Source organism: Cellvibrio chitinivorans (assembly GCF_035117775.1).
Lineage (GTDB): Bacteria > Pseudomonadota > Gammaproteobacteria > Pseudomonadales > Cellvibrionaceae > Cellvibrio > Cellvibrio chitinivorans.
The window spans coordinates 1,538,415-1,559,707 of record NZ_JAYKKN010000001.1; the positions used below are offsets into that span (position 1 = coordinate 1,538,415).

20 protein-coding genes are annotated in these 21,293 nt (G+C 46.6%); 17 read left to right on the top strand and 3 right to left on the bottom strand.

Annotated features, from left to right (window positions below):
* Positions 1-142 precede the first annotated feature (142 nt).
* Positions 143-2,584 (top strand): mechanosensitive ion channel family protein, encoded by a 2,442-nt coding sequence (locus SPL68_RS06465; protein WP_323814260.1) that lies wholly within the window; start codon positions 143-145, stop codon positions 2,582-2,584.
* Positions 2,585-2,605: 21 nt separating this feature from the next.
* Here the strand turns inward: SPL68_RS06465 and murU are convergent, their stop codons facing one another.
* Both murU and SPL68_RS06475 read right to left on the bottom strand, forming a co-directional pair.
* On the bottom strand, positions 2,606-3,295 hold the full coding sequence (gene murU, locus SPL68_RS06470; RefSeq protein ID WP_323814261.1) for an N-acetylmuramate alpha-1-phosphate uridylyltransferase MurU: 690 nt from the start codon (positions 3,293-3,295) through the stop codon (positions 2,606-2,608).
* Entirely contained in the window at positions 3,292-4,392 is a 1,101-nt protein-coding gene (locus SPL68_RS06475; protein WP_323814262.1) for an aminoglycoside phosphotransferase family protein, read from the bottom strand. The genes murU and SPL68_RS06475 overlap by 4 nt, the downstream gene beginning before the upstream one ends.
* A gap of 180 nt (positions 4,393-4,572) precedes the next feature.
* Between SPL68_RS06475 and SPL68_RS06480 the strand changes: the two genes are divergently transcribed.
* The 10 genes from SPL68_RS06480 (at position 4,573) to SPL68_RS06525 (ending at position 16,579) form a co-directional block, all read left to right on the top strand.
* Positions 4,573-7,119 (top strand): LPS-assembly protein LptD, encoded by a 2,547-nt coding sequence (locus SPL68_RS06480; RefSeq protein WP_323814263.1) that lies wholly within the window; start codon positions 4,573-4,575, stop codon positions 7,117-7,119.
* 15 nt (positions 7,120-7,134) lie between these two features.
* Positions 7,135-8,451: a peptidylprolyl isomerase gene (locus SPL68_RS06485; RefSeq protein ID WP_323814264.1), complete on the top strand. Its 1,317-nt coding sequence runs from the start codon at positions 7,135-7,137 to the stop codon at positions 8,449-8,451.
* 136 nt (positions 8,452-8,587) lie between these two features.
* A complete protein-coding gene (gene pdxA / locus SPL68_RS06490; RefSeq protein ID WP_323814265.1) occupies positions 8,588-9,592 on the top strand; it encodes a 4-hydroxythreonine-4-phosphate dehydrogenase PdxA in 1,005 nt (334 codons plus the stop codon).
* Positions 9,593-9,614: 22 nt separating this feature from the next.
* Positions 9,615-10,454, top strand: coding sequence for a 16S rRNA (adenine(1518)-N(6)/adenine(1519)-N(6))-dimethyltransferase RsmA (gene rsmA / locus SPL68_RS06495; RefSeq protein ID WP_323814266.1), 840 nt, complete (start codon positions 9,615-9,617; stop codon positions 10,452-10,454).
* A 1-nt stretch (position 10,455) separates the two neighbouring features.
* Positions 10,456-10,824, top strand: coding sequence for a Co2+/Mg2+ efflux protein ApaG (apaG, locus tag SPL68_RS06500; protein ID WP_416377409.1), 369 nt, complete (start codon positions 10,456-10,458; stop codon positions 10,822-10,824).
* Between the two features lie 39 nt (positions 10,825-10,863).
* A complete protein-coding gene (locus SPL68_RS06505; RefSeq protein ID WP_323814267.1) occupies positions 10,864-11,676 on the top strand; it encodes a symmetrical bis(5'-nucleosyl)-tetraphosphatase in 813 nt (270 codons plus the stop codon).
* A 641-nt stretch (positions 11,677-12,317) separates the two neighbouring features.
* A complete protein-coding gene (gene coxB, locus SPL68_RS06510; RefSeq protein ID WP_323814268.1) occupies positions 12,318-13,478 on the top strand; it encodes a cytochrome c oxidase subunit II in 1,161 nt (386 codons plus the stop codon).
* Between the two features lie 2 nt (positions 13,479-13,480).
* Positions 13,481-15,088: a cytochrome c oxidase subunit I gene (ctaD, locus tag SPL68_RS06515; protein WP_323814269.1), complete on the top strand. Its 1,608-nt coding sequence runs from the start codon at positions 13,481-13,483 to the stop codon at positions 15,086-15,088.
* Between the two features lie 39 nt (positions 15,089-15,127).
* Entirely contained in the window at positions 15,128-15,655 is a 528-nt protein-coding gene (locus tag SPL68_RS06520) for a cytochrome c oxidase assembly protein (protein WP_323814270.1), read from the top strand.
* A 42-nt stretch (positions 15,656-15,697) separates the two neighbouring features.
* Positions 15,698-16,579, top strand: a complete 882-nt coding sequence (locus SPL68_RS06525; RefSeq protein WP_323814271.1) for a cytochrome c oxidase subunit 3 — start codon at positions 15,698-15,700, stop codon at positions 16,577-16,579.
* 35 nt (positions 16,580-16,614) lie between these two features.
* On the opposite strand, the gene SPL68_RS06530 is transcribed toward SPL68_RS06525, so the two are convergent.
* Positions 16,615-16,824 (bottom strand): DUF2909 domain-containing protein, encoded by a 210-nt coding sequence (locus SPL68_RS06530; protein WP_323814272.1) that lies wholly within the window; start codon positions 16,822-16,824, stop codon positions 16,615-16,617.
* Between the two features lie 26 nt (positions 16,825-16,850).
* Between SPL68_RS06530 and SPL68_RS06535 the strand changes: the two genes are divergently transcribed.
* From SPL68_RS06535 to SPL68_RS06560, 6 genes are read left to right on the top strand one after another with little or no spacing between them, the layout of a single operon-like run.
* On the top strand, positions 16,851-17,594 hold the full coding sequence (locus SPL68_RS06535; RefSeq protein WP_323814273.1) for an SURF1 family protein: 744 nt from the start codon (positions 16,851-16,853) through the stop codon (positions 17,592-17,594).
* Positions 17,591-18,130 (top strand): hypothetical protein, encoded by a 540-nt coding sequence (locus SPL68_RS06540; protein WP_323814274.1) that lies wholly within the window; start codon positions 17,591-17,593, stop codon positions 18,128-18,130. Before SPL68_RS06535 ends, SPL68_RS06540 begins: the two co-directional genes overlap by 4 nt.
* Positions 18,127-19,224 carry a COX15/CtaA family protein gene (locus SPL68_RS06545; protein ID WP_323814275.1) on the top strand — a complete coding sequence of 366 codons (1,098 nt, stop codon included), beginning with the start codon at positions 18,127-18,129 and terminating at the stop codon, positions 19,222-19,224. Before SPL68_RS06540 ends, SPL68_RS06545 begins: the two co-directional genes overlap by 4 nt.
* 28 nt (positions 19,225-19,252) lie before the next feature.
* Positions 19,253-20,188 carry a heme o synthase gene (gene cyoE / locus SPL68_RS06550; RefSeq protein ID WP_323814276.1) on the top strand — a complete coding sequence of 312 codons (936 nt, stop codon included), beginning with the start codon at positions 19,253-19,255 and terminating at the stop codon, positions 20,186-20,188.
* Positions 20,172-20,606 carry a copper chaperone PCu(A)C gene (locus SPL68_RS06555; protein WP_323814277.1) on the top strand — a complete coding sequence of 145 codons (435 nt, stop codon included), beginning with the start codon at positions 20,172-20,174 and terminating at the stop codon, positions 20,604-20,606. Before cyoE ends, SPL68_RS06555 begins: the two co-directional genes overlap by 17 nt.
* Entirely contained in the window at positions 20,593-21,255 is a 663-nt protein-coding gene (locus tag SPL68_RS06560; RefSeq protein WP_323814278.1) for an SCO family protein, read from the top strand. Before SPL68_RS06555 ends, SPL68_RS06560 begins: the two co-directional genes overlap by 14 nt.
* The last annotated feature ends 38 nt before the right edge of the window (positions 21,256-21,293 follow it).

Here is a 21,293-nt window from a genome sequence, read left to right on the forward strand (position 1 = left end):
AGACGTTCATTTTTTAGGTTATCTTTCTGGCCTACTCTTATACCTGCCCCAGTGCTTTACCACTTGTTTGCCCCGACCATGCTGTAAGGAGAATGGATAAATGGGAATTGCCCGCTTGATACCTTTGCCCTCACGGGCTGTTTTGCTGTCGCTCCTGTTTATCGCTTTGGTTATCGCCCTAAGTAGTTCATTGGTGCAGGCGCAAAGTGCCGCCGACGAGGCTGATGCTGCAGCGCGTGTGGAGCCTATTCCTGTTTCCGAGATCATTGATCGCGCTAATGAGGATCAACGCATGTTGGCGCGGGTGGCCCGCAAGTTAAAAGAGAAGTCGCCCGAGACGCTGTTGGCGGCGCCCTTAAGTGAAATTTCCCGCTCCATTGATGAGAAAAAAACCACCTTTGATCGCGATGAGTTGCCCGATTTACCGGTAGCGCGGCTGGAGAGTCTTGATCGTTACTGGCAATTGGATGCGCGGCGGTTTACGCGTTGGCAGGAGGACATGCGCGATGTGTCAGCGCCTTACAACAAGCTCGCCGATGAGTTGTCGCAACGCTATGCCGCATGGTCTGCGACCAAAGCCGCATCGGCCGAATCCAGTTTGCCTGAAGCATTAAGCATCCAAATCGATACCATCCTGAGTGATATCCGCAAGGCTGAGAAAGGTTTATCGACACCTTTGGCGCAGTTGGGGAGCCTGACGCGTCGTGCCAGTCTGGTGGAAGCCAACATCCAATCCGGCCGCAACGATGTGGCGACGGCGATAGAAACTATTGATCGCGGCCTGCTTATGAATGACGTGGAACCTCTGTGGCGAGCTGAGTTCTGGCGCAATACCGATCAGAACTCGTTGGAGTCCATTCAGCATGGTTTTGAAGTCGAGACGCGGTTTGCGCAGGATTATGCTGCCGGTAATGCCGAAAGTATCCGCGGCGTACGGGTACTTCAAATCGCCGTGTTGTTGCTATTGCTGTGGTTAATGCGGATTTACTCTCGTACCCCTTCTCTGGCGGAAGATACGGCTACCGCTCGTGTGTTGAAGCGCCCGATTTCATCCTGGTTGCTGTTGGCCAGTTTGCTGGCGATGGCATTTGAAACAAACGCCCCGCAAATTTTGATGGAAGTGGCGCTGCTGGTGGCATTCATTCCGCTGCTGCGATTACTGCCGCAGCAAAGCGTGCGTCTGCTGGATTTCTGGCCCTATGCGGCGGTCGGGCTTTATGTGCTGGATCGGTTTGGTTTCCTGCTGATGGGCAGTAATTTCCTATATCGCCTATTCATTCTCGGGCTGGCGGTGATCGCGCTGGTGGTGATCCTCTGGTTGCAATGGCGCTGGAGCCAACATGAGCGTGCCAATTCCCCACTGCGCGTGCGCGTACGCTTTATCGGCTGGTGGGCGGTCAGCTTGTTGAGCCTGTCCATTCTGGTCAACTTTATAGGCAATCTGTCACTGGCCGATATGCTGGTCGGCGGCCTGATCGATAGCGGCTATATGGGATTGTTGCTCTACACCGGTGTGAGTGTGTGCGCGGCGCTGCTGAAAGTGGTGATTGCCCAGCCAGCCATCGCATCGATGATGGTGATGCGCATGCAAGCCGCAGCGATTCAGCAGAAATTGCTGCAGGGATTAATGCTTGCAGCGCTTATTGCTTGGGCGATTTACACCATGGATCGCTTTCGCATCCTGCGCCCTGTCTATGCTTGGTTTCGCGACTTTTTGGCATTCACGGTGGAGATGGGGGCGATCTCCATCAGCGTCGGCAATGTGTTGGCATTTGTCATTGCAGTGTTGATTGCGTTTTGGTCGGCTGCGTTGGTGCGGTTTTTATTGCGCGATCAACTTCTCTCTCGCTTTTCATTGCCGCGCGGCGTGGGCAATAGTATTGCGTCACTCTCCTATTATGCAGTGCTCATCCTAGGCTTTTTAATTGCGCTCTCGGCAGCGGGTTTTAAAGTCGGCCAGCTCGCGTTGATGTTTGGTGCCTTGGGTGTTGGTATTGGCTTGGGCTTGCAAAATATCGTCAGCAATTTTGTGTCGGGTTTGGTGCTGATGTTTGAGCGCCCGATTCAACCAGGCGACATTATCGATTTGCCCGGTGTGTCTGGCCGTGTACGTCAAATTGGTTTGCGCGCAACTATTATCAGCACCTTTGATGGCGCCGATGTAGTAGTGCCCAACGGCACCTTGGTATCGAATAATTTAACTAACTGGACCTTAATGGATAGCCGTCGCCGTATCGATTTAATTATCGGTGTGGCCTACGGCACGGATGTGCAGAAACTCTTGCCGATTTTGGTGGAGACTACGCGCGCTATGCCGGGCATTTCTACCGAGCCTGCGCCTGTAGCTTTGATGACGGGTTATGGTGCGAGTTCATTGGATTTTGTGGTGCGCGCCTGGACTTACGACATAGATAACTGGACGCAAATTCGCAGTAATTTGTTTGCTAGTATCCTGACTGCACTTAATGAAGCAGAAATCGAAATTCCTTTTCCCCAGCAGGATTTACATGTACGCAGTGTGTCGCCGGAAGCAGAGGCAATTTTTCGTCAGGTTAATTTAACCAATCCGCCATCAGTATGCTGAATGCTGATGGCAAATAAATAATTAGCCTTGCAAATAATTTTCCAAATCCTGCAAGCGCGTGGGGGTTCCAACATCGCTCCAGTGGCCGTTGTGAACCTCGCCGCTCAGTTGTTGCAAACCAATTGCGCGGCGTAGTACTTCTACCAAGGGAAACTTTTGGCGTTTATCGGGATAATTGTTGATTAACTCTGGTTTTAGCAGACTAATTCCACCAAAAGTAAATCGTTGTGGATGTGTTTTTTCCAAGTCATCAAGCAGCAAACCATTATCGGCAAGTGCAAAATCACCGAGTGGATGAAAATCGGGATTGGGCACTAATAACAAATGGCCTTGTTGATTTTCAGTGAGCGGGTGCTGAACCAGATGTGCAAATTCCAGATCGCACCAGACATCGCCATTAATCAATAAAAACGGCTCATCGCCCAGTAAATCCAGTGCATGCAAAATCGCCCCGCCGGTTTCAAGCGGTTCGGGTTCGGTGGAGTAGTGAATCTGCAATCCGAACTGTTGGCCGTCTCCTAGATGTGCGCGAATTTTTTCGCCGAGATAGGCGAGGTTGATAATCACCTCACGAATGCCAGCGCGCTGCAAATTTTCCAAGTGATATTCAATCAGCGGTTTACCGCCTGCGCAAAGCAGCGGCTTGGGGGTGTGGTCGGTGAGTGGACGCATGCGGTTGCCGAGCCCGGCGGCGAGAATCATCGCTTTCATTTATTACCTACTTCTTGGGCGCCTGCTGTGTCTTTATTGAGGGCTTGTTCGCCTGCTGTTTGATAATCCTGATACCAGCTCTGCTGTTGTACCAGCGGTAGGAGTGTCTGCGTAAACCAGTCGGCAAAAGGGCGCAGCTCGGCGTAGTCGTCTGCCACTTCCAAGGTGTAGCGAATCACCAAGGGCAAGTCGTTGAGGTAGCCGCTTTTGCCATCGCGTAAATTCAAACGTGCAAATATGCCCAGCACTTTGATATGGCGCTGCAAACCGAGCCAATCAAACCAGCGCAAAAATTCCGCTTCGCTTACTTCGGGAATAGTGCCGCTGCTAATAGCTTGCTGGCGATATTCCAGCGCCCAGCGTTTAACCTGTTCCGCAGGCCAGCGCAGATAGCAATCGCGCAGTAGCGATACCAAGTCATAGGTTATGCCGCCCCAAAGTGCACCCTGAAAATCGATCACGCCGAGCGAACCGTCATCGACCAACAGGAGATTGCGCGAGTGATAGTCGCGGTGCACGAAGCTTTGCGGCTGGTTGATCGAGTTGTCTTCAAACTGGGTAAACAGCTGATCCAACTGCTCTTGTTCCTCGGTGTTAAGCGAGTAGCCGAGCAACTGTCCGACAAACCACTCACTGAATATCTCCAGTTCGCGGCGCAACAGGGCGCGGTCGTAGCGCGGAATGATTGGATCATCATTACAACGCTGAATCTGCAACAGGGTGGTAATCGCCTGTGAGTAGAGTTGATCGGCGTTGTCGCTATTTACTGCGCGGAAGAACAAGCGGTCGCCCATATCTTCAACCAACAGGAAACCTTGCTCGGCATCGGCTGCGGCTATGCGCGGGCTGCGCACCCCCCGTTGCTCCAGAAGGCGGGCGATAGCGAGAAATTGGACGGTATCTTCAGTGGCAGGTGGCGCATCAACGGCCAGCCATTGCGATGGCGATTGATAGCGAAAATAGCGGCGAAAACCGGCATCGCTTCCCAAGCTTTGTAATTGGATGGGGTGTTGGTCGGGCGATGTTTGCTGTGTTACCCAGTTAGCGAGTGCTAACTTTCGGGTGTCACCAGGAGCATGGGGTTGGGTTGTGGTCATGCAGATTCCGAATTCGGGTTTGAAGGTTTATTCGCGATTTTGTAGCGGTATTCATTGGCCGGATTCTACCCCAGTCAGGTGATTTCCCCCAATTCATTCCCAGTGCAGGTTGTTTACAGTAGAATCGCATCAATTTTTTCGGCGGCATATGTATGGCGCGCCTATTTGAGACCGCGGTTAATGGCTTCAAACCAGAAACATTCCCAGCAAAATCTACGCAATAAATTCCTTCGCTCCCGTCTTGCTCTGTGTGTTGCAGCACAGTGTGCAGGCGTGTTGTTATTGGCTGCCCCCCTGAGTTGGGCCGATGACGCATCAACCAAGGTAAAAGACCCCAATGAACAATTGCGTGAATTGGATTGGATTCCTTTGGAGGAACTGACTCCCGAGCAGCGTGCATTGGTGCCTGCCGCCTGCTGCGGCGCTTATATTGCGCCACCGCGTAACGATGCGGAGTCCGAACTCGACCCGGAAAGTGCCAATATCTTTGGCACGGCGGATTACTCGGAGTCCGAGCGGCAGACCAAATTCATCATGCGCGATGATGTCTACCTGACTCAAGGGCGCCGTTCCTTTCGCGCCGATGAGTTCAGTTTCGATAATGTTTCGCGCAAGGCCGAATTAAACGGCAATATTCAAGTGCGGGAACCGGGCATGTTATTGCGCGCCGATAGCGCCAAAATCGATACCAATACCGGCAATGCCAGCTTGGACAGTGCTCGTTTTGTGCTCTACGAAACTCGTGTACGCGGCCGCGCTGAAAACCTGAATAAAATTGGCGATGAAATTATCAGTCTTGATCAAGGCACCTTTACCAGCTGTGAGCCGGGCGATAACACTTGGCTGATCAAAGGCTCCAATATCACGCTCTATAACGAGAAACACTACGGCACCGCTAAACATATGCGCTTGCATGTGAAAGACATACCGGTCGCCTATGCACCTTATTTTCGTTTTCCTATCGGCCCTGATCGTCTGACTGGCTTTCTGTTTCCCTCAGTGGGGATCGGGAGTGATGGCATAGATGAATTCGAAGTGCCTTTTTACTGGAATATCGCACCCAATTACGACGCAACTATCAATCCTCGCTATCTGGAGGATCACGGTTATATGCTGGAGTCCGAGTTCCGTCATATGTCCAGTTCGTTTGATACAGTGTTGACTGGCAGCTTTCTCGGCGATGATCGTGATCGAGGCCGAGATGATGATCAGGATGATGAAAGTTACTTGGGCAAAGATCGCTGGCAGTACAATCTTTTTCAAACGGGTGGCAGCAAACAGCGCTGGTCAACCTTGATCGACTTTACCGATGTCAGCGACACCGACTATATCCATGACATCGATAGAAGCGCCGTTGATGATAACCGTCAAGCTTACATTCGCCAGTTAGTATCGGCCGGCTATAAAAGTCCAAACTGGAATTTTGGTGCCAAGGCAGAAGAGTTTCGTCTGCTCACCAGCTCGCAATTACCCTATCGTGAATTACCGCGCCTGCATGCTGATGGCCGCTATAGAGTGAATGATTGGTTGATCGAATTGGATAACGAATACACCAATTTCGATATGAATCAGTATTTTGAAATAGATCCGAGTCGTGCGCAGTCCAAGGCGGATTTGATTGTAGGTGAGCGTGTGCGCACCAACTATAAACTGACGTGGGATAAAGAGTTCACCGCTGGTTACATCAAGCCAGGTGTCGGGGTGAAAACCCTGAGCTACGAGCTGGATGCAATCAATATGAATGCGGATGCAGATACCAGTCAGCAATTTGCTACACCACAAGGCTCGCTCGATATGGGCTTGTACTTTGAGCGCGATAAAAACTGGTTTGGCGACGACTATGTGCAAACACTGGAGCCGCGCGCGTTTTATTTGTACCGCGACTATGAAAATCAGGATTCGCTCTATGGCCTTACTTCCGATAGCAGCTACGTCAACTTTGATACATCGGATTTGATCTTCACCTACAACCAATTATTCCGCGACTCACGCTTTTCCGGCGGCGACCGCCTTGATGATGCCAATCATCTCGCTTTGGGGGTGACCAGCCGTTTCGTAGAAGATCGCACTGGCATTGAGCGCTTGCGCTTGAGCATCGGTCAGATCAACTACTTTGAAGACCGGGAAATCAGCATCCTCAATGACGATGACGACTATGCCAATACCCGTACCAGCTCGGCGCTGGCAGGGCAGGCGAGCGGCCAGATTGGCGACCATCTGCGTTTTAGTGGGGATGTGCTCTATGATCACCAATTGGATGAAGTGAAAACCATTAGTACTAGCGTGAACTACATGGATGAGCAGTATCGTATTTTCAACTTGGGTTATCGCTACAGTCGCGACCCTATTACGCTTAGCCCTTTGGAAACATCGCCAAGTATTGGTGAAACCCTTAACCAAATCGACATTACTACCCTCTGGCCGGTATCTAATCAATGGGCACTAATTGCCCGCGCTAACTACGATTTTACCTATGATGCGGAACTCGACACCTTTGCCGGGCTCGAATACACCGACTGCTGCTATCGTGTACGTGTATTAGCGCGCCAATGGTTGGATTTTGATTACAGCGCCAGCTTTATGGAAAATCTCACCCATGACGACTATGACCGCGGCATTTTTATCGAAGTGCAATTACGCGGTTTCGGTAGTATTAGTCGACGAATTAGCAACCTGCTCGACAAGGCCATGATTGGCTACGGCGAGCGTGAAGTATCTCTACAATAAAGCAGCGATTGAATTATGAGTAAGAACCAAAACAAGCCACATGTATTGCGTATGGGCTGGACTATATTGCTCGGCGGCTTGCTGGCCGCCAGTCAGCCTGGCTTTGCGCAAAGCAATGCTGTGTCTCTGGATCGTGTGGTAGCGATTGTTGATCAGGACGTAGTGCTGGAAAGTGAATTGAATGATCGCAAAGCATCAATTCTGGAGCGCCTGCAAGGCCAATATCAGCAATTGCCACCGGAAGATGTGCTCAATAAACAAATTCTGGAGCAGTTGATTCTTGAGCGTATTGAGCTGGCGATGGCCGAGCGCTATGACATCAATGTGGATGAGGCGGAAATCGATCAAGCCATTGGTCGCGTTTTGCAAAAAAACCAAATCACTATGGCGCAACTTGAAGCAGATTTGGCTCGTCAGGGTCTAACAATCGATGGTTTGCGCAAGCAAATGCGCAATGAGTTGACCATTAGTCACTTGCAACAGGGTGTTGTTAATAGTCGTATTAAAGTCACGGATCAGGATATTAATAACTTCCTTGCATCGAGCGATGGCAAGTTTGCCACCTCACCGGACTTTCATATTGGCCATATTTTGATTGCGGTATCCAGTAGTGCCGATGCTGACACCATCGCTGCCGCCGAAGCAAAAGCCAATGATGTTTACCAAAAGCTGCAATCCGGCAGTGATTTTTCGCAAATGGCGATCAGCTACTCCAATGACCAAGCGGCTCTGCAAGGTGGTGATATTGGCTGGCGCAAACTGGCGCAGTTGCCAGAGTTGTTCGGCAATAAAATGATTGATCTCGCTGTTGGTCAGGTATCCAAACCTTTCCGCAGTGGTGCAGGTTTCCATATCCTTAAAAATATTGAGCAGCGTGGTGGTGGCGAACAATTGGTTGAGCAGACCCACGCCCGCCATATTCTGATAAAAACATCAGAAATTATGGATGACGCCCAAGCGCGCCAAAAATTGTTGGATTTAAAAGCGCGTATTGAAAAGGGCGAAGACTTTGGCAAATTGGCCCGTGAAAATTCAGAAGATACTGGCTCCATGTTGAGCGGCGGCGATTTGGGTTGGGCCACTCCGGGAATGTTTGTGCCCGAGTTTGAAGAGGCGATGGGCAACACCCCTATCAATGGGATTACTCGTCCGTTTAAGAGCCAATTCGGCTGGCACATTTTGCAAGTGTTAGAGCGTCGCAAAGAAGATATGAGCGATAGAATGAAGCGCAACCAAGCCGCCAACGTATTGCGTTCGCGTCGTTTTGAAGAAGAGTTCCAACTCTGGCTTACGCAAATTCGCGAAGAGGCTTACGTCGAAGTTAAACTCTAGTATCAGGCTTTGCTGGTACCAGCGGCTAAAAATAGATTGCGCAACACGAGTGAGTTAACGCAATTCTGTTTTTAGCCGTTGTGCTTTTTGAAATCTGCTTTTTGTCTGCTGGTTCAAGCTTTTGTCAGGTCAAACAATGAAGAATCCCTGTTATCGAATTGCACTTACACCCGGTGAGCCGGCAGGTATAGGCCCCGATCTGGTGGTGACACTTGCGCAGCAAGCGCAGCAGCATGAAATTGTTGCGATTGCCGACCCACAGCTGTTGCAAGCGCGCGCTCAGCAGTTGGGATTAAAGCTGCAGTTACGTGAAATTAATTTACAGGAAGCCCCGCGCCCAAGCGTTGCAGGCGAGTTGGCAGTATTACCCATCGTACTTGCACAAACCGCTGAACCGGGCAAGTTGAATGTACAAAATGCGTTTTACATTTTGCGCACACTGGATACTGCGATTGAGGGTTGTGTTGCCGGGCATTTTGCTGCGCTGGTTACTGGCCCAGTGCAAAAAAGTATTATCAACGATGCAGGAATCGCGTTTAGTGGTCACACTGAGTATCTCGCAGAAAAAACGAATACTGAAAAAGTGGTGATGATGCTTGCCACTGAAGGCTTGCGCGTAGCGCTTGCAACAACACATTTGCCGCTAAAGGATGTTGCTGCCGCGATTACCAAAGATGAACTCACGCAAGTCACTGAAATTTTACAGCGCGATATGCAGGTGCAATTTGGTATAGCCCAGCCGCGTATTCTGGTGTGTGGTTTAAACCCTCACGCGGGAGAAGGCGGCCATCTCGGGCGCGAAGAAATTGAGGTGATCGAACCTGTTCTTGCACAGTTACGCTCGCGCGGGATGAACTTGGTCGGCCCTCTACCTGCCGATACTTTATTCACGCCTAAATATTTGGATAACGCCGATGCGGTGTTGGCGATGTATCACGACCAAGGCTTGCCTGTTTTGAAATACAAAGGTTTTGGTCAAGCAGTCAATATAACCTTGGGCTTGCCGATTATTCGCACGTCTGTTGATCATGGAACTGCATTGGATTTGGCGGGTACAGGAAAAGCGGATTTGGGCAGTTTACGCACTGCATTACATTACGCATTGGCGATGGTTGAAGCAAAACACGCTGCGCTGAATTAATTTTTTGATAGAACGATAAACCATGAGTAAATTACTGAATCACGAATCGCAACACAAAGCACGTAAACGCTTTGGCCAAAACTTCTTAATCGATCACGGAATTATCCGCGACATAGTGCGCTCGGTGCATCCGCAAAAAGAGGACTTGATTGTCGAGATCGGGCCGGGTAAGGGCGCGATTACGCAATTGCTAGCCGACAGTTGCGATAACCTAAGCGTGATCGAATTAGATCGCGATTTGGTGCCCTGGTTAAAAGTAAAGTTTGAAAAGCATCCAAATTTTCAACTGTTTCAGGCCGATGCCTTGCAGTTTGATTTTGCACAAATTATTAAAAATAATCGCCCGCTACGTATCGTCGGCAACTTGCCGTACAACATATCAACTCCATTAATTTTTCATCTGCTCACCTATTCAAATAAAGTGCAAGACATGCACTTTATGTTGCAGAAGGAAGTGGTTAAGCGTATGGCAGCGCAACCGGGTGAGAGCGCATACGGGCGCTTGGGGATTATGGTGCAATATTACTGTGCGGTTGAAGATTTGTTTGATGTTCCACCGACATCCTTCGATCCTGCACCTAAGGTAGATTCAGCAATTGTGCGCCTAACGCCCTACGCCAACTTGCCTTATGTGGCCAACAATATTAAAACTTTGGAAACACTGGTGAATGTTGCGTTTCAGCAGCGCCGAAAAACACTGCGCAACTCGCTCAAACAATTGTTGAGCGCGGAGCAGATGGAATCCTTACCGGTGAATTTGCAGTTGCGCCCTGAAGAAATCAGTTTGCCTGAATATGTGGCCATGAGTAATTTGCTGGGTGAATTGTCTTTAAATGGTCAGTCAATAAAAGAGGCTGATTAATATGTCGGACATTCAGATTCAAGTGCGCACCAATTATATGGAGGCGCAATCTACGCCCCATGAGCGTCGCTACGTTTATACCTACACCATTACAATAGCGAACAAGAGCGATACTCCTGCGCAATTAATCAGCCGTCACTGGCGTATTACCGATGCCAATGAAAAATTACAAGAAGTGCAGGGCATAGGTGTAGTGGGTGAGCAGCCACATTTAAAACCCGGTGAAAGTTACACCTATACAAGTGGTGTAATTTTGGAAACCGAAACCGGTATTATGGAAGGCACTTATCATATGCGCGCTGATGACGGTGCAATGTTTGATGCTCCTATTCCGACTTTTGCGTTGGTTCCTCCAAGCGCATTGCACTAATCCATCTCATAAAGTTTTAAAAAATTAACAGGTATTGAAATGGCGACTTATGCAATCGGTGATGTACAAGGCTGTCTTGAGCCGCTGCAATGTCTGTTAAAAAAAATCGAATTTAATCCCCTCAATGACAAACTCTGGTTCGCTGGTGATTTGATTAACCGCGGGCCAGATACTCTCGCCACCTTGCGTTTTTTATATCAACTGCGTGACTCCATTACTGTCGTTTTAGGCAATCACGATTTACATTTTCTTGCGGTTTATTACGGACTGCGCAAACGTAACAAAAACGATACGCTCGATGAATTATTAAATGCACCGGATTGTGCAGATTTAGTCTATTGGCTACGCCAACAAAAACTGGTTCATCATGATGAAGTATCAGGTTTTACTATGGTGCATGCAGGTATCCCGCCGCAATGGGATTTGGCCGATGCTTTGACCTACTCATGCGAAGTTGAAAATGTACTTCAGTCCGACAAAGTAGAAGAGTTTCTGGCAAGTATGTACGGCAATTATCCCTGTAATTGGGATGATAATTTGTCTGGCATTGATCGCCTGCGTTTGATTACTAATTACTTTACCCGCATGCGTTTTTGTAATGCCGATGGCGAATTGGAACTGCAAACTAAAGAGAGTGCTGAGGCAGCGCCTGTCGGGTTTGCGCCTTGGTTTTCTTTTTTGCGCCGCAAAACGCGCAACCAAAAAATTCTATTTGGCCACTGGGCCGCACTTGAAGGCCGCTCGGGCGTTAGTCATGTCTATGCGTTGGATACCGGCTGTGTATGGGGTGGCTCATTAACGGCGCTGCGTCTGGAAGATGAGCAGCGCTTTTCATGTGACTGTCCTGCATAACTGTCTCTTTAATTGTCTCGCTTAATAAAATCTTTTCTTCTATAAAGATTGTGTTTTAGGTCAGAAATTTTGTTTTACTGCAGTAGCTTGCGTTTTGAACCGATGGGATTATAGTTAATCCGTCGAGTAGCTTTTTGTTCTCAATTCTTTTTATTCTGAGTTTCCTGAGAATAGCTGAGCGCTAATAATGTTGCTCGACTGTATTGTTCGATGATGTACGTAGATGTTGTTGGGATTTAGGTGTCCGATTTTCCGATGTTTATTCGGGTTATGGTACGTCCTGTGTTCTGGCTGAATGTCTTTGAATCTCAAAGACTTGGGTTTTGAAAAGCGACTGTGAGTCCGCTTTTCGCAAGTTGTCCCCCGCCTATAGCCGGTTGGCTATTCTGTGTCAGGTCGCGCCTTATTGGGCTTGTTGAATAAAGGGTTAACTGCAAGGCTGATCGAGTGGTTAGTTAAAAAGTTGACTGAAGTGTTCACCTGATTCCTGTTGCTGGATCAAATCCAGCTCGCAAAATTTGTATTAATAAAGCGGTTAAAAAATCCTGCGTCCTCGCGGGGTGGCTTTGCTCATCTGTTTTTTACACGTTTCCAATATCAAAAGGCCATAGTCATAAAAAGCCACAAGAAGGAGTCGTGCAGTGAAACGCTATTTGTCAGGATTAACAAATGTAATGAATTATTTTCTGCTGATATCGGTTTTTTTTATCAGTAATTCGTTACAGGCTGAAACTGAAAGATACAACATGACCCGCGGTGCAACCGATATTAGCCATCAGGTTTATAACCTGCATATGGCGATTTTCTATATTTGTTGTGCGATAGGTGCGATTGTATTTGCGCTTATGTTTTGGTCGATTCTGCATCATCGGAAATCCAAAGGTGCCAGGGCAGCGCAATTTCACGGCAGCTTAAAAATTGAATTGTTGTGGACTGCAATTCCAGTCGTGATTTTAGTGGTAATGGCGATTCCTGCCAGTAAAACACTGATTGCGATGGAGGATACATCCAAAGCGGATCTCACGATATTAATCACCGGTTCGCAATGGAAATGGCATTACAAATACATGGATTATCCAATTGAGTTTTACTCCATGTTAGCTACCCCGCGTGATCAAATCGAAAATAATGCTGAAAAAACTGAGTTGTATTTGCGTGAAGTTGATAAGCCTCTGGTTATCCCTACCGATAAAAAAATTCGTTTTCTGGTTACCTCCGATGATGTGATTCATTCATGGTGGGTGCCAGCGTTTGCTATAAAAAAAGATGCCAATCCCGGATTTATTAATGAGACTTGGACCAAAGTTGATAAGCCCGGAACTTATCGTGGGCAATGTGCTGAGCTGTGCGGTAAAGATCATGGTTTTATGCCGGTGGTTGTCGATGTAAAAACACCGGAAGAGTTTGATGCTTGGGCGCAAGAGCAGGTTGCATTGCAGGCACAAGCAAAAGCTGAGGCAGAAAAAGCAGCGCAGCAAACGCAAAGCATGGATGAGTTAATGGCTCAGGGGAAAAAAGTTTACGAAAGCCATTGCGCAGTGTGCCATCAGGTTTCTGGTGACGGGCTACCAGGTGCCATCCCCGCATTAAAAGGCAGTCCTATCGCAACGACTGATATTTCCGCACATATTCACATTGTTGTCTTCGGAAAACCCGCAACTGCTATGCAGGCGTTCGCTAAACAATTAACCACCAGCGAGCTGGCTGCGGTGATTACTTACGAGCGTAATGCCTGGGGCAACAATACCGGTGACACGGTGCAAGTGGCAGATGTAGCTGCCGCAATTGGCGCAGGAGAATAATAATGAGCACAGAAAATTCAAATATTCTGGATGTGAGTGATGTGCATCAAGATGATCACCATGACCACAAACCCAAAGGGCTCAGTCGCTGGTTGCTTACCACCAATCACAAAGATATTGGCTCACTCTATTTATTATTTGCTTTGCTGATGCTGTTTATTGGCGGTAGTTTGGCGATGGTCATTCGCGCGGAATTATTTCAGCCTGGATTGCAATTTATCGATCCGCATTTTTTTAATCAGATGACAACCGTGCATGGATTGGTGATGGTGTTCGGCGCGATTATGCCTGCCTTTGTAGGGCTGGCTAACTGGATGATCCCGTTAATGATCGGTGCTCCAGATATGGCACTGCCGCGCATGAATAACTGGAGTTTTTGGCTGCTGCCTGTGGCCTTTATTATTTTGTTATCCACCTTATTTATGGAAGGTGGCGGCCCCGCTGCGGGTTGGACGTTCTATGCGCCCCTGTCAACAACCTACTCCAATGACAGCACCGCATTTTTTGTTTTTGCCGTACACATTATGGGTATTTCATCGATCATGGGCGCGATGAATGTAATCGTCACTATTTTTAATTTGCGTGCGCCGGGTATGACTTGGATGAAAATGCCATTGTTTGTATGGACTTGGTTGATTACGGCATTTCTATTAATTGCTGTTATGCCGGTGCTCGCTGGTGTGGTGACTATGGTGTTAACGGATAAATATTTTGGCACCAGTTTTTTTGATGCGGCAGGTGGTGGTGACCCGGTAATGTTCCAGCATATTTTTTGGTTCTTTGGGCACCCCGAAGTGTACATCATGATTTTGCCAGCATTCGGCATTATCTCCAGCATTATTCCCACTTTTGCACGCAAGCCACTGTTTGGTTATGAATCGATGGTGGTTGCCACTGCAAGCATTGCTTTCCTTTCTTTTATTGTGTGGGCGCACCATATGTTTACCACGGGGATGCCTGTCGCCGCTGAATTATTTTTTATGTACACCACCATGCTGATTGCAGTTCCTACAGGTGTAAAAGTTTTTAACTGGGTTGCCACTATGTGGCGCGGCTCTATGACGTTTGAAGTTCCGATGATGTTTGCAGTTGCATTTATTGTGCTGTTCACTATTGGCGGATTGTCAGGATTAATGCTCGCAATTATTCCTGCCGATTTTCAGTATCAGGATACTTATTTTGTTGTTGCACATTTTCATTATGTGTTGGTAACTGGTGCGCTCTTTGGAATTATTTCTGGAGTGTATTTCTGGATTCCAAAATGGACCGGCGTGATGTATAGCGAGCGCTTGGGGCAATGCCATTTTTGGTGTTCTCTAATATCAGTCAATATGTTGTTTTTCCCCATGCATTTTGTCGGGCTTGCCGGCATGCCGCGGCGCATACCGGATTACGCTTTACAGTTTGCCGATATGAACGCCTTTATTAGCATAGGTGGCGCCTTGTTTGGTTTGTCACAACTGTTATTTGTGTGGGGTGTAGTGCGTTGCATCCGTGGAAAAGGCGTTAAAGCAACCAGTGAAGTATGGGAGGGAGCAAAAGGTTTGGAATGGGAAATTCCATCCCCTGCGCCTTACCACACATTTCAAGAGCCGCCTAAAGTGAACTAAGTTGAATTAATTTTATTAATAAGTGTGACGGGGTAACGAATGGGCTCGCACAAATTATTAATTCGAAAATTAGTACTGATCTGCATTGGCATGTTTGCGTTCGGTTTTGCGTTAGTGCCTTTGTATGATGTGTTTTGCCGCTATACAGGTATTAATGGAAAAACAGAAAACAAGGCTGCGCCAGCGGCGCGCCGAATCGATGCTAGCCGTAATATTTCTGTGGAGTTTTTAGCAAACCGTGATCCGGCTATTCCTTGGAATTTTGCGCCAGAAATTGCCAGTGTCAATGTTCATCCCGGGCAGGTAATGGTGGTGAATTTTTTGGTAGAAAATTTGGCCGGTGAGGCGATGATTGGCAGGGCTGTGCCATCGGTGTCGCCCGGCGAAGCAGCGCGCTATTTTAAAAAAATTGAATGCTTTTGTTTTGTAGAGCAGCCACTGGATGCGCATCAGCACAAAGCAATGCCGGTTCAGTTTTATATAGACCCTGATTTGCCAGAGCAGTTTTCAACTATCACCTTGTCCTACCGGTTATACAGAAGCGTACTGCAAACAGCGGGTCGATAGCAGTTTCAGTCGAGTTTAATCAGTGTTAATGGAGGAAATACCATGGGCGCGGTTAATCAAAAATACTATGTGCCAGCGCAAAGTAGTTGGCCAATTGTCGGTGCGATAGCATTGTTTTTGTTGGGTTATGGTGCCGCGCTCTGGGTCAATGCACTTGCGAAAGATCAACACGGCATGGGTGTTTTTTTACTGATTGCTGGATTTGCGTTGCTGATTTATATGCTGTTCGGTTGGTTTGGCAATGTGATCGATGAATCTATGGGTGGCCTTTATAGCCAGCAAATGGATAGATCGTTTCGGCAGGGAATGAGTTGGTTTATTTTTTCTGAAATTATGTTTTTTATGGCATTTTTTGGAGCGCTGTTTTATGCGCGAATGATTTCCGTTCCTTGGCTGGATGGCGCCAGTAATAATGTGATGACGGGGGAAATACTCTGGCCCAATTTTGAAGCCATCTGGCCATTAACAACAACTCCCGGTGGAACAGCGACTCAGGCGATGCCTTGGGAGGGAATTCCGTTATACAACACAATCATCTTATTGGTGTCATCCGTCACCCTTCAGTTTGCACACATCGGAATTGAGCAGCGTAAATATACCCAGCTGGGATTTTTCCTGTTGCTGACAATTATTCTCGGTATCTGCTTTTTATTTTTACAAGGCTATGAATATGCGCACTCTTACCACGAGCTAGGTTTGCGTTTGGATTCAGGCGTCTACGGCAATACTTTCTTTTTATTGACTGGCTTTCATGGTCTTCATGTCACGCTAGGTGCAATTTTTCTTGGCGTTATTTTCCTGCGTATTCTGATCAAAGGCCACTTTACCCCTGAGCGTCATTTCGGGTTTCAGGCTGCGGCTTGGTATTGGCATTTTGTTGATGTTGTCTGGCTTAACTTATTTGTTTTTGTCTATGTGCTCTAAGTGTGCATGCGGTAAATCGACGATATTTTTTAAAATTAATATGGGCGTTGATGAGGTGTGATTACACCGGTAAGTAAAAGAATGATGAGCAGTGCAATTACTGTCACTGAAAAGATTAGTCGTCTGCCCAAGTATTTTGACATTTTAGGACTGGATTCGTCATTTTTCATCATGACAAATAGGGCTTGGAATAAACTGAAAACAACGATTGCCAGTAACAATACCAAAATAATTTTGACCAACATGACAGCACCTTTTTAGGAGTGAGTGTATGACCATTATAGCGTTCAATCGCTATTGGGTAATTCGTTGGCCATGGTTATTGGTGAATTTGTTTGCATTGATGTTGTTATTAGGTTTGTCCTATTGGCAGTGGCAACGCGCAGAAGAAAAAACCAAAACACTCAATCGTATTGCGGAATCACAGCAACAAGTGGTGACAAACATAGCAGGCTTATTGTCGAAGCAGCCTGTTGAGCGCGATGGATTAAAAATGGATTTTAATACGCGCTGGATCTCCCCAATAGTATGGCTTATCGATAACCGTGTAGTGAGTGGCCGTATTGGTTACGACGTAGTAATTGCGGTAACTGATGTTGAATCAGCGAATAACTCCACTCCGTTACTTGTTAATTTGGGGTGGGTTGCGGCGCCTAATGACAGAAGCTCATTGCCGCTAATAACTATTCCTGAGCTGCTACGGATACAGGGAATTTTTCGCACCCAAACTAAAGGAGTTTTGTTGGGAGATAATATCGAAAATAAAGGTGCATGGCCGATGCGAATCCAGCAGGTAGATACGGCACAGTTGGAAGAGTTTTTAACACAGTCTCCCGTTGAAGGTGTTTTGTATCAGGAAGCCGACTCTCCATTTCAGATTCATTATCGCCCTGTAGTTCTGCCTCCAGAGCGACACAAGGCATACGCCGTACAATGGTTTTTATTGGCAATTGCTTTGGTTGTGGTTGGAGTAATTGCAAGCTCGCATAAATATTCAGAAGGAATGAAACAATGACTGCGCGTAAGTTTTTTATTCTTTTTATTGCTTGTGCCGCAGTTCCTTTAGTTGCAGCTCAGTTATGTTTATCAATGGGATGGTTTTCCCAAGGCAGCACCAATAAAGGCGAGTGGATGCAGCACGATATTCAGTTATTGCCCACTGCCAGTTCCGAATCTGAAAATTTATTGAATGAGCAGGTGCATTGGCATTTGGTTTATGTGCAGCCTGATGATTGTAAACAAGAATGCGAACAAGCGCTGTTTACCCTGCAGCAACTTTATGCGGGTATGGGGCGAAAACAATTAAAAATAAAACCGTCAATTATGGCGCAACAAAAGCCTATTCAGTTAAATCAATTCCCTGCGGTTGAATGGATTCCAGAGCCTTCGGTAGCAGCGGAATTAAAAAATCAAATAGTGATTGTTAATCAGCGCGGTTTGGTGTTGTTGCGTTATCCGGTCGCAACGGATGCTGAACATATGAATGCTCTGGCCAAAGATATTCGTACAGACTTATTGCGCCTAATTAATTACGACAGGAGTGGAGCATGAATCGTTTTACTGCACTGGTCAATTTCACTCTGGTGTTAACACTCATGGTCATTGCCCTTGGAGCCTATACGCGGCTCACCGATGCTGGACTGGGGTGTCCTGACTGGCCGGGTTGTTATGGAAAAATTCACGCCCCATTTCATGAAAACCATATCGAAGCCGCGCAAGAAAGATATCCTGGTGCAAATATAGAACCTCATAAGGCCCATAACGAAATGCTGCATCGCTATATTGCCGGACTGTTGGGGGTCTGTGTATTGGCAATTGCAATAATGAGCAGGTGGATTAAACAGTATCGGTTGCTTAGCGTGAGTATTTTGCTGCTTGTTATTTTTCAGGCAGCCTTAGGGATGTGGACGGTTACGTTGAATTTATTGCCTCTGATTGTGTTGGGGCATTTATTAGGTGGGTTTTTTCTATTTACGCTGCTTGCTTTGTTGCGTGCAGAAATTTATTGGAAAGCAAAAAAAATAAATATGGATGAAAGTTCAAAAGTTGCCAATGCCTATTCTGAGCCTGCGCTTCGTGCACTTTTACCTATGGGGTATTTGGCTGCATTAATCTTGGTAATACAAATTTCTTTGGGAGGATGGACTTCCAGTAACTATGCAGCAGCAGTTTGTACTGAGTTGCCGATTTGCGAGGAAGGTTGGGAGGGTAAGTTCTCTTTATCATCGGCATTTTATCTCCCTCTCGGAGAAGATACTTATGAATATGGCGTTCTGCCCTATGAGGCGCGAATGAGTATTCACGTGTTACATCGCATCGGCGCACTGGTTACATTCCTTATTCTCGGTAGCTTCGCATTTTTGTGTTGGCGCCGGGCAAAAACCAAAACCATGCGTAAGATGGCAATGGTTATTGGCTGCATACTCTTGCTACAAATATTGTTGGGGTTGATCAACGTTGTTGCGCAACTTCCTCTTTTGAATGCCGTGGCGCACAATTTGGTGGCTGCAAACTTGTTGATGTTGTCTATCGTTTTTTTACGACAAATACTTTTTCGACAATTATCTGTTGCGTCGATTAATTCAGGTCATGCTTTTGAAAAAATAGTTTCATCGCGGAAGATTACTGATAAATACGGAATTTAATTTTTAATAAGTGTGGAGATAGATTTCTATGGCCATAGTAAAGAGTTTCCTGTCACCTGTGTTCGCGCATACCGATGTTGTCGCTTATTGCCGTGCTTATTATCAATTAACAAAGCCTAAAGTAGTTGCGCTCTTGGTGCTTACTGCTTGGGTGGGAATGATGCTGGCCACTCCGTCGCCGCCAGATTTATTACTAATGCTATCGGCAAGCTTAGGTATAGGACTGGTTTCATCTGCTGCCGCCGCGTTTAATCATGTACTTGATCAAAAAATTGATGCACAAATGGCGCGAACTTATATGCGCCCTTTACCAAAAGGAAAGCTAACAACACTAGAGGCAGTAGTCTTTGCATGTTTATTGGCTGTTAGCGGTTTTATACTTTTATTAGTAGCGGTTAATGAGTTAACTGCGCTCTTAACCTTATTTGGTTTGTTTGGTTATGCAGTGGTTTATACCTTGTTGTTAAAGCGCGCGACGCCGCAGAATATTGTGATAGGCGGGGTGGCGGGAGCCTTGCCTCCGGTATTAGGTTGGACTGCAATAACGGGTCATTTAAGTGGCGAAGCGCTATTGTTGATGATGATTATTTTTACCTGGACGCCTCCGCATTTTTGGGCATTGGCTATTCATCGTTGTAAAGATTATGCCAAAGCCAATATTCCCATGTTGCCAGTTACTCATGGAATTGAATTTACTAAAACAACTATATTGTTCTACACCTGCTTATTGTTTGTAGTTTGCCTGTTGCCTTATCTGATAGGCATGACAGGCGTTATTTACTTGTTCGCCAGTATTTATTTGAATGAAAAATTTATCGTCTGTGCATGGAAATTAAAATTCAAGCCAGAGCCGGATTCGGCGATGGAAACCTTTCGTTTTTCCATAGTGCACTTAATGGTTTTATTTTTAGTGTTATTGGTAGATCACTATGCGCACTGGACACTTAGTGAATTACTTTTCTAAATCCCTGCCAATTACACTCGCAGCGCTGATTGCCCAGGCATCCTTTGCGCAACTGCAAATAGAGAACTCTTGGATTGCACTCGCGCCACCTGCCGCGACGGCTAATGCCGCGTATATGGAAATTTATAATCCGCTCGTGCAAGCCCAAAATATTGTTGATGTAAGCGCTGATTGTTGCGCGCTGGTGATGTTGCATCAAATGCGTAAGGAGGGCGATAAAATGATGATGGAACATCTTGATGAATTACTGATCCCGGCAAAGTCCAAGGTGATGTTAAAACCGGGTGGTTTACATTTGATGTTAATTAAATCCATTCAGGAGCTGCAGCTTGATAGTCAAGTGAAAATTACCTTTACCTTGGGCTCTGGAAAAAAGCAGGATGTTTTAATTGGTGTTAAAAAATATGAGCCTGAATAATACCCATAAAGTTTTATTTGCTCTTGCCATTATCGCCAGTATGGGATTAGGCATAGTGTTTGGTGCGCAGCAGTTTTCTAGCCCTCCTTCGGTCAGTGTTGCGCAACTATTGCCATCAACCAAAATGATGCCGAAATTTTCTTTTGAAAAGCATGATGGCGAAAAAGTATCTGAAACGATTTTTCATGGGCAGTGGAATTTGGTTTTTTTTGGTTTTACCTCTTGTCCGGACTATTGTCCGATGGAGTTACAGAAACTCGGCAAGTTATTAAGTTTGATGGGCGCGGGAGATGATTTGCAGGTTGTATTTGTGAGTGTTGATCCTGAACGGGACAATCAGGAAAAATTGGCAAATTATGTAAGCTTTTTCCATCCCCAAATTATTGGGCTGCGCGCTACCAATGTTGAGTTGGCCAGCTTCGCACAATTTTTTGGTGCGGCTTATGATCGATCAGTCATTGTGGATGGAAAACTTTTAAGTATTCCGGCGGGTGTCGATATGCCAACTACTGCTGGGGATCATTATCAAGTAAACCATTCCACACGTGTTTTTATTGTAAATCCGAGTGGTGAATATATTGGCAGCTTTTCATCGCCCTACAATCTTGATGATATTTTGTTTGATATGAAGGCATTGATGGATTGGTGATTCTCTGATTTTCATTGTGTGTTCCAATAGATTCTGCA

Excerpts from the sequence above, each read along its gene's own strand:
- SPL68_RS06485 (WP_323814264.1), top strand. The coding sequence starts at position 7,135 with ATGAGTAAGAACCAAAACAAGCCACATGTATTGCGTATGGGCTGGACT.
- SPL68_RS06535 (WP_323814273.1), top strand. The coding sequence starts at position 16,851 with ATGACCATTATAGCGTTCAATCGCTATTGGGTAATTCGTTGGCCATGG.
- rsmA (WP_323814266.1), top strand. The coding sequence starts at position 9,615 with ATGAGTAAATTACTGAATCACGAATCGCAACACAAAGCACGTAAACGC.
- SPL68_RS06530 (WP_323814272.1), bottom strand. The coding sequence starts at position 16,824 with ATGTTGGTCAAAATTATTTTGGTATTGTTACTGGCAATCGTTGTTTTC.
- SPL68_RS06540 (WP_323814274.1), top strand. The coding sequence starts at position 17,591 with ATGACTGCGCGTAAGTTTTTTATTCTTTTTATTGCTTGTGCCGCAGTT.
- apaG (WP_416377409.1), top strand. The coding sequence starts at position 10,456 with ATGTCGGACATTCAGATTCAAGTGCGCACCAATTATATGGAGGCGCAA.
- SPL68_RS06545 (WP_323814275.1), top strand. The coding sequence starts at position 18,127 with ATGAATCGTTTTACTGCACTGGTCAATTTCACTCTGGTGTTAACACTC.
- SPL68_RS06505 (WP_323814267.1), top strand. The coding sequence starts at position 10,864 with ATGGCGACTTATGCAATCGGTGATGTACAAGGCTGTCTTGAGCCGCTG.
- SPL68_RS06480 (WP_323814263.1), top strand. The coding sequence starts at position 4,573 with ATGGCTTCAAACCAGAAACATTCCCAGCAAAATCTACGCAATAAATTC.
- cyoE (WP_323814276.1), top strand. The coding sequence starts at position 19,253 with ATGGCCATAGTAAAGAGTTTCCTGTCACCTGTGTTCGCGCATACCGAT.
- SPL68_RS06525 (WP_323814271.1), top strand. The coding sequence starts at position 15,698 with ATGGGCGCGGTTAATCAAAAATACTATGTGCCAGCGCAAAGTAGTTGG.
- murU (WP_323814261.1), bottom strand. The coding sequence starts at position 3,295 with ATGAAAGCGATGATTCTCGCCGCCGGGCTCGGCAACCGCATGCGTCCA.
- SPL68_RS06520 (WP_323814270.1), top strand. The coding sequence starts at position 15,128 with ATGGGCTCGCACAAATTATTAATTCGAAAATTAGTACTGATCTGCATT.
- ctaD (WP_323814269.1), top strand. The coding sequence starts at position 13,481 with ATGAGCACAGAAAATTCAAATATTCTGGATGTGAGTGATGTGCATCAA.
- pdxA (WP_323814265.1), top strand. The coding sequence starts at position 8,588 with ATGAAGAATCCCTGTTATCGAATTGCACTTACACCCGGTGAGCCGGCA.
- SPL68_RS06475 (WP_323814262.1), bottom strand. The coding sequence starts at position 4,392 with ATGACCACAACCCAACCCCATGCTCCTGGTGACACCCGAAAGTTAGCA.
- SPL68_RS06560 (WP_323814278.1), top strand. The coding sequence starts at position 20,593 with ATGAGCCTGAATAATACCCATAAAGTTTTATTTGCTCTTGCCATTATC.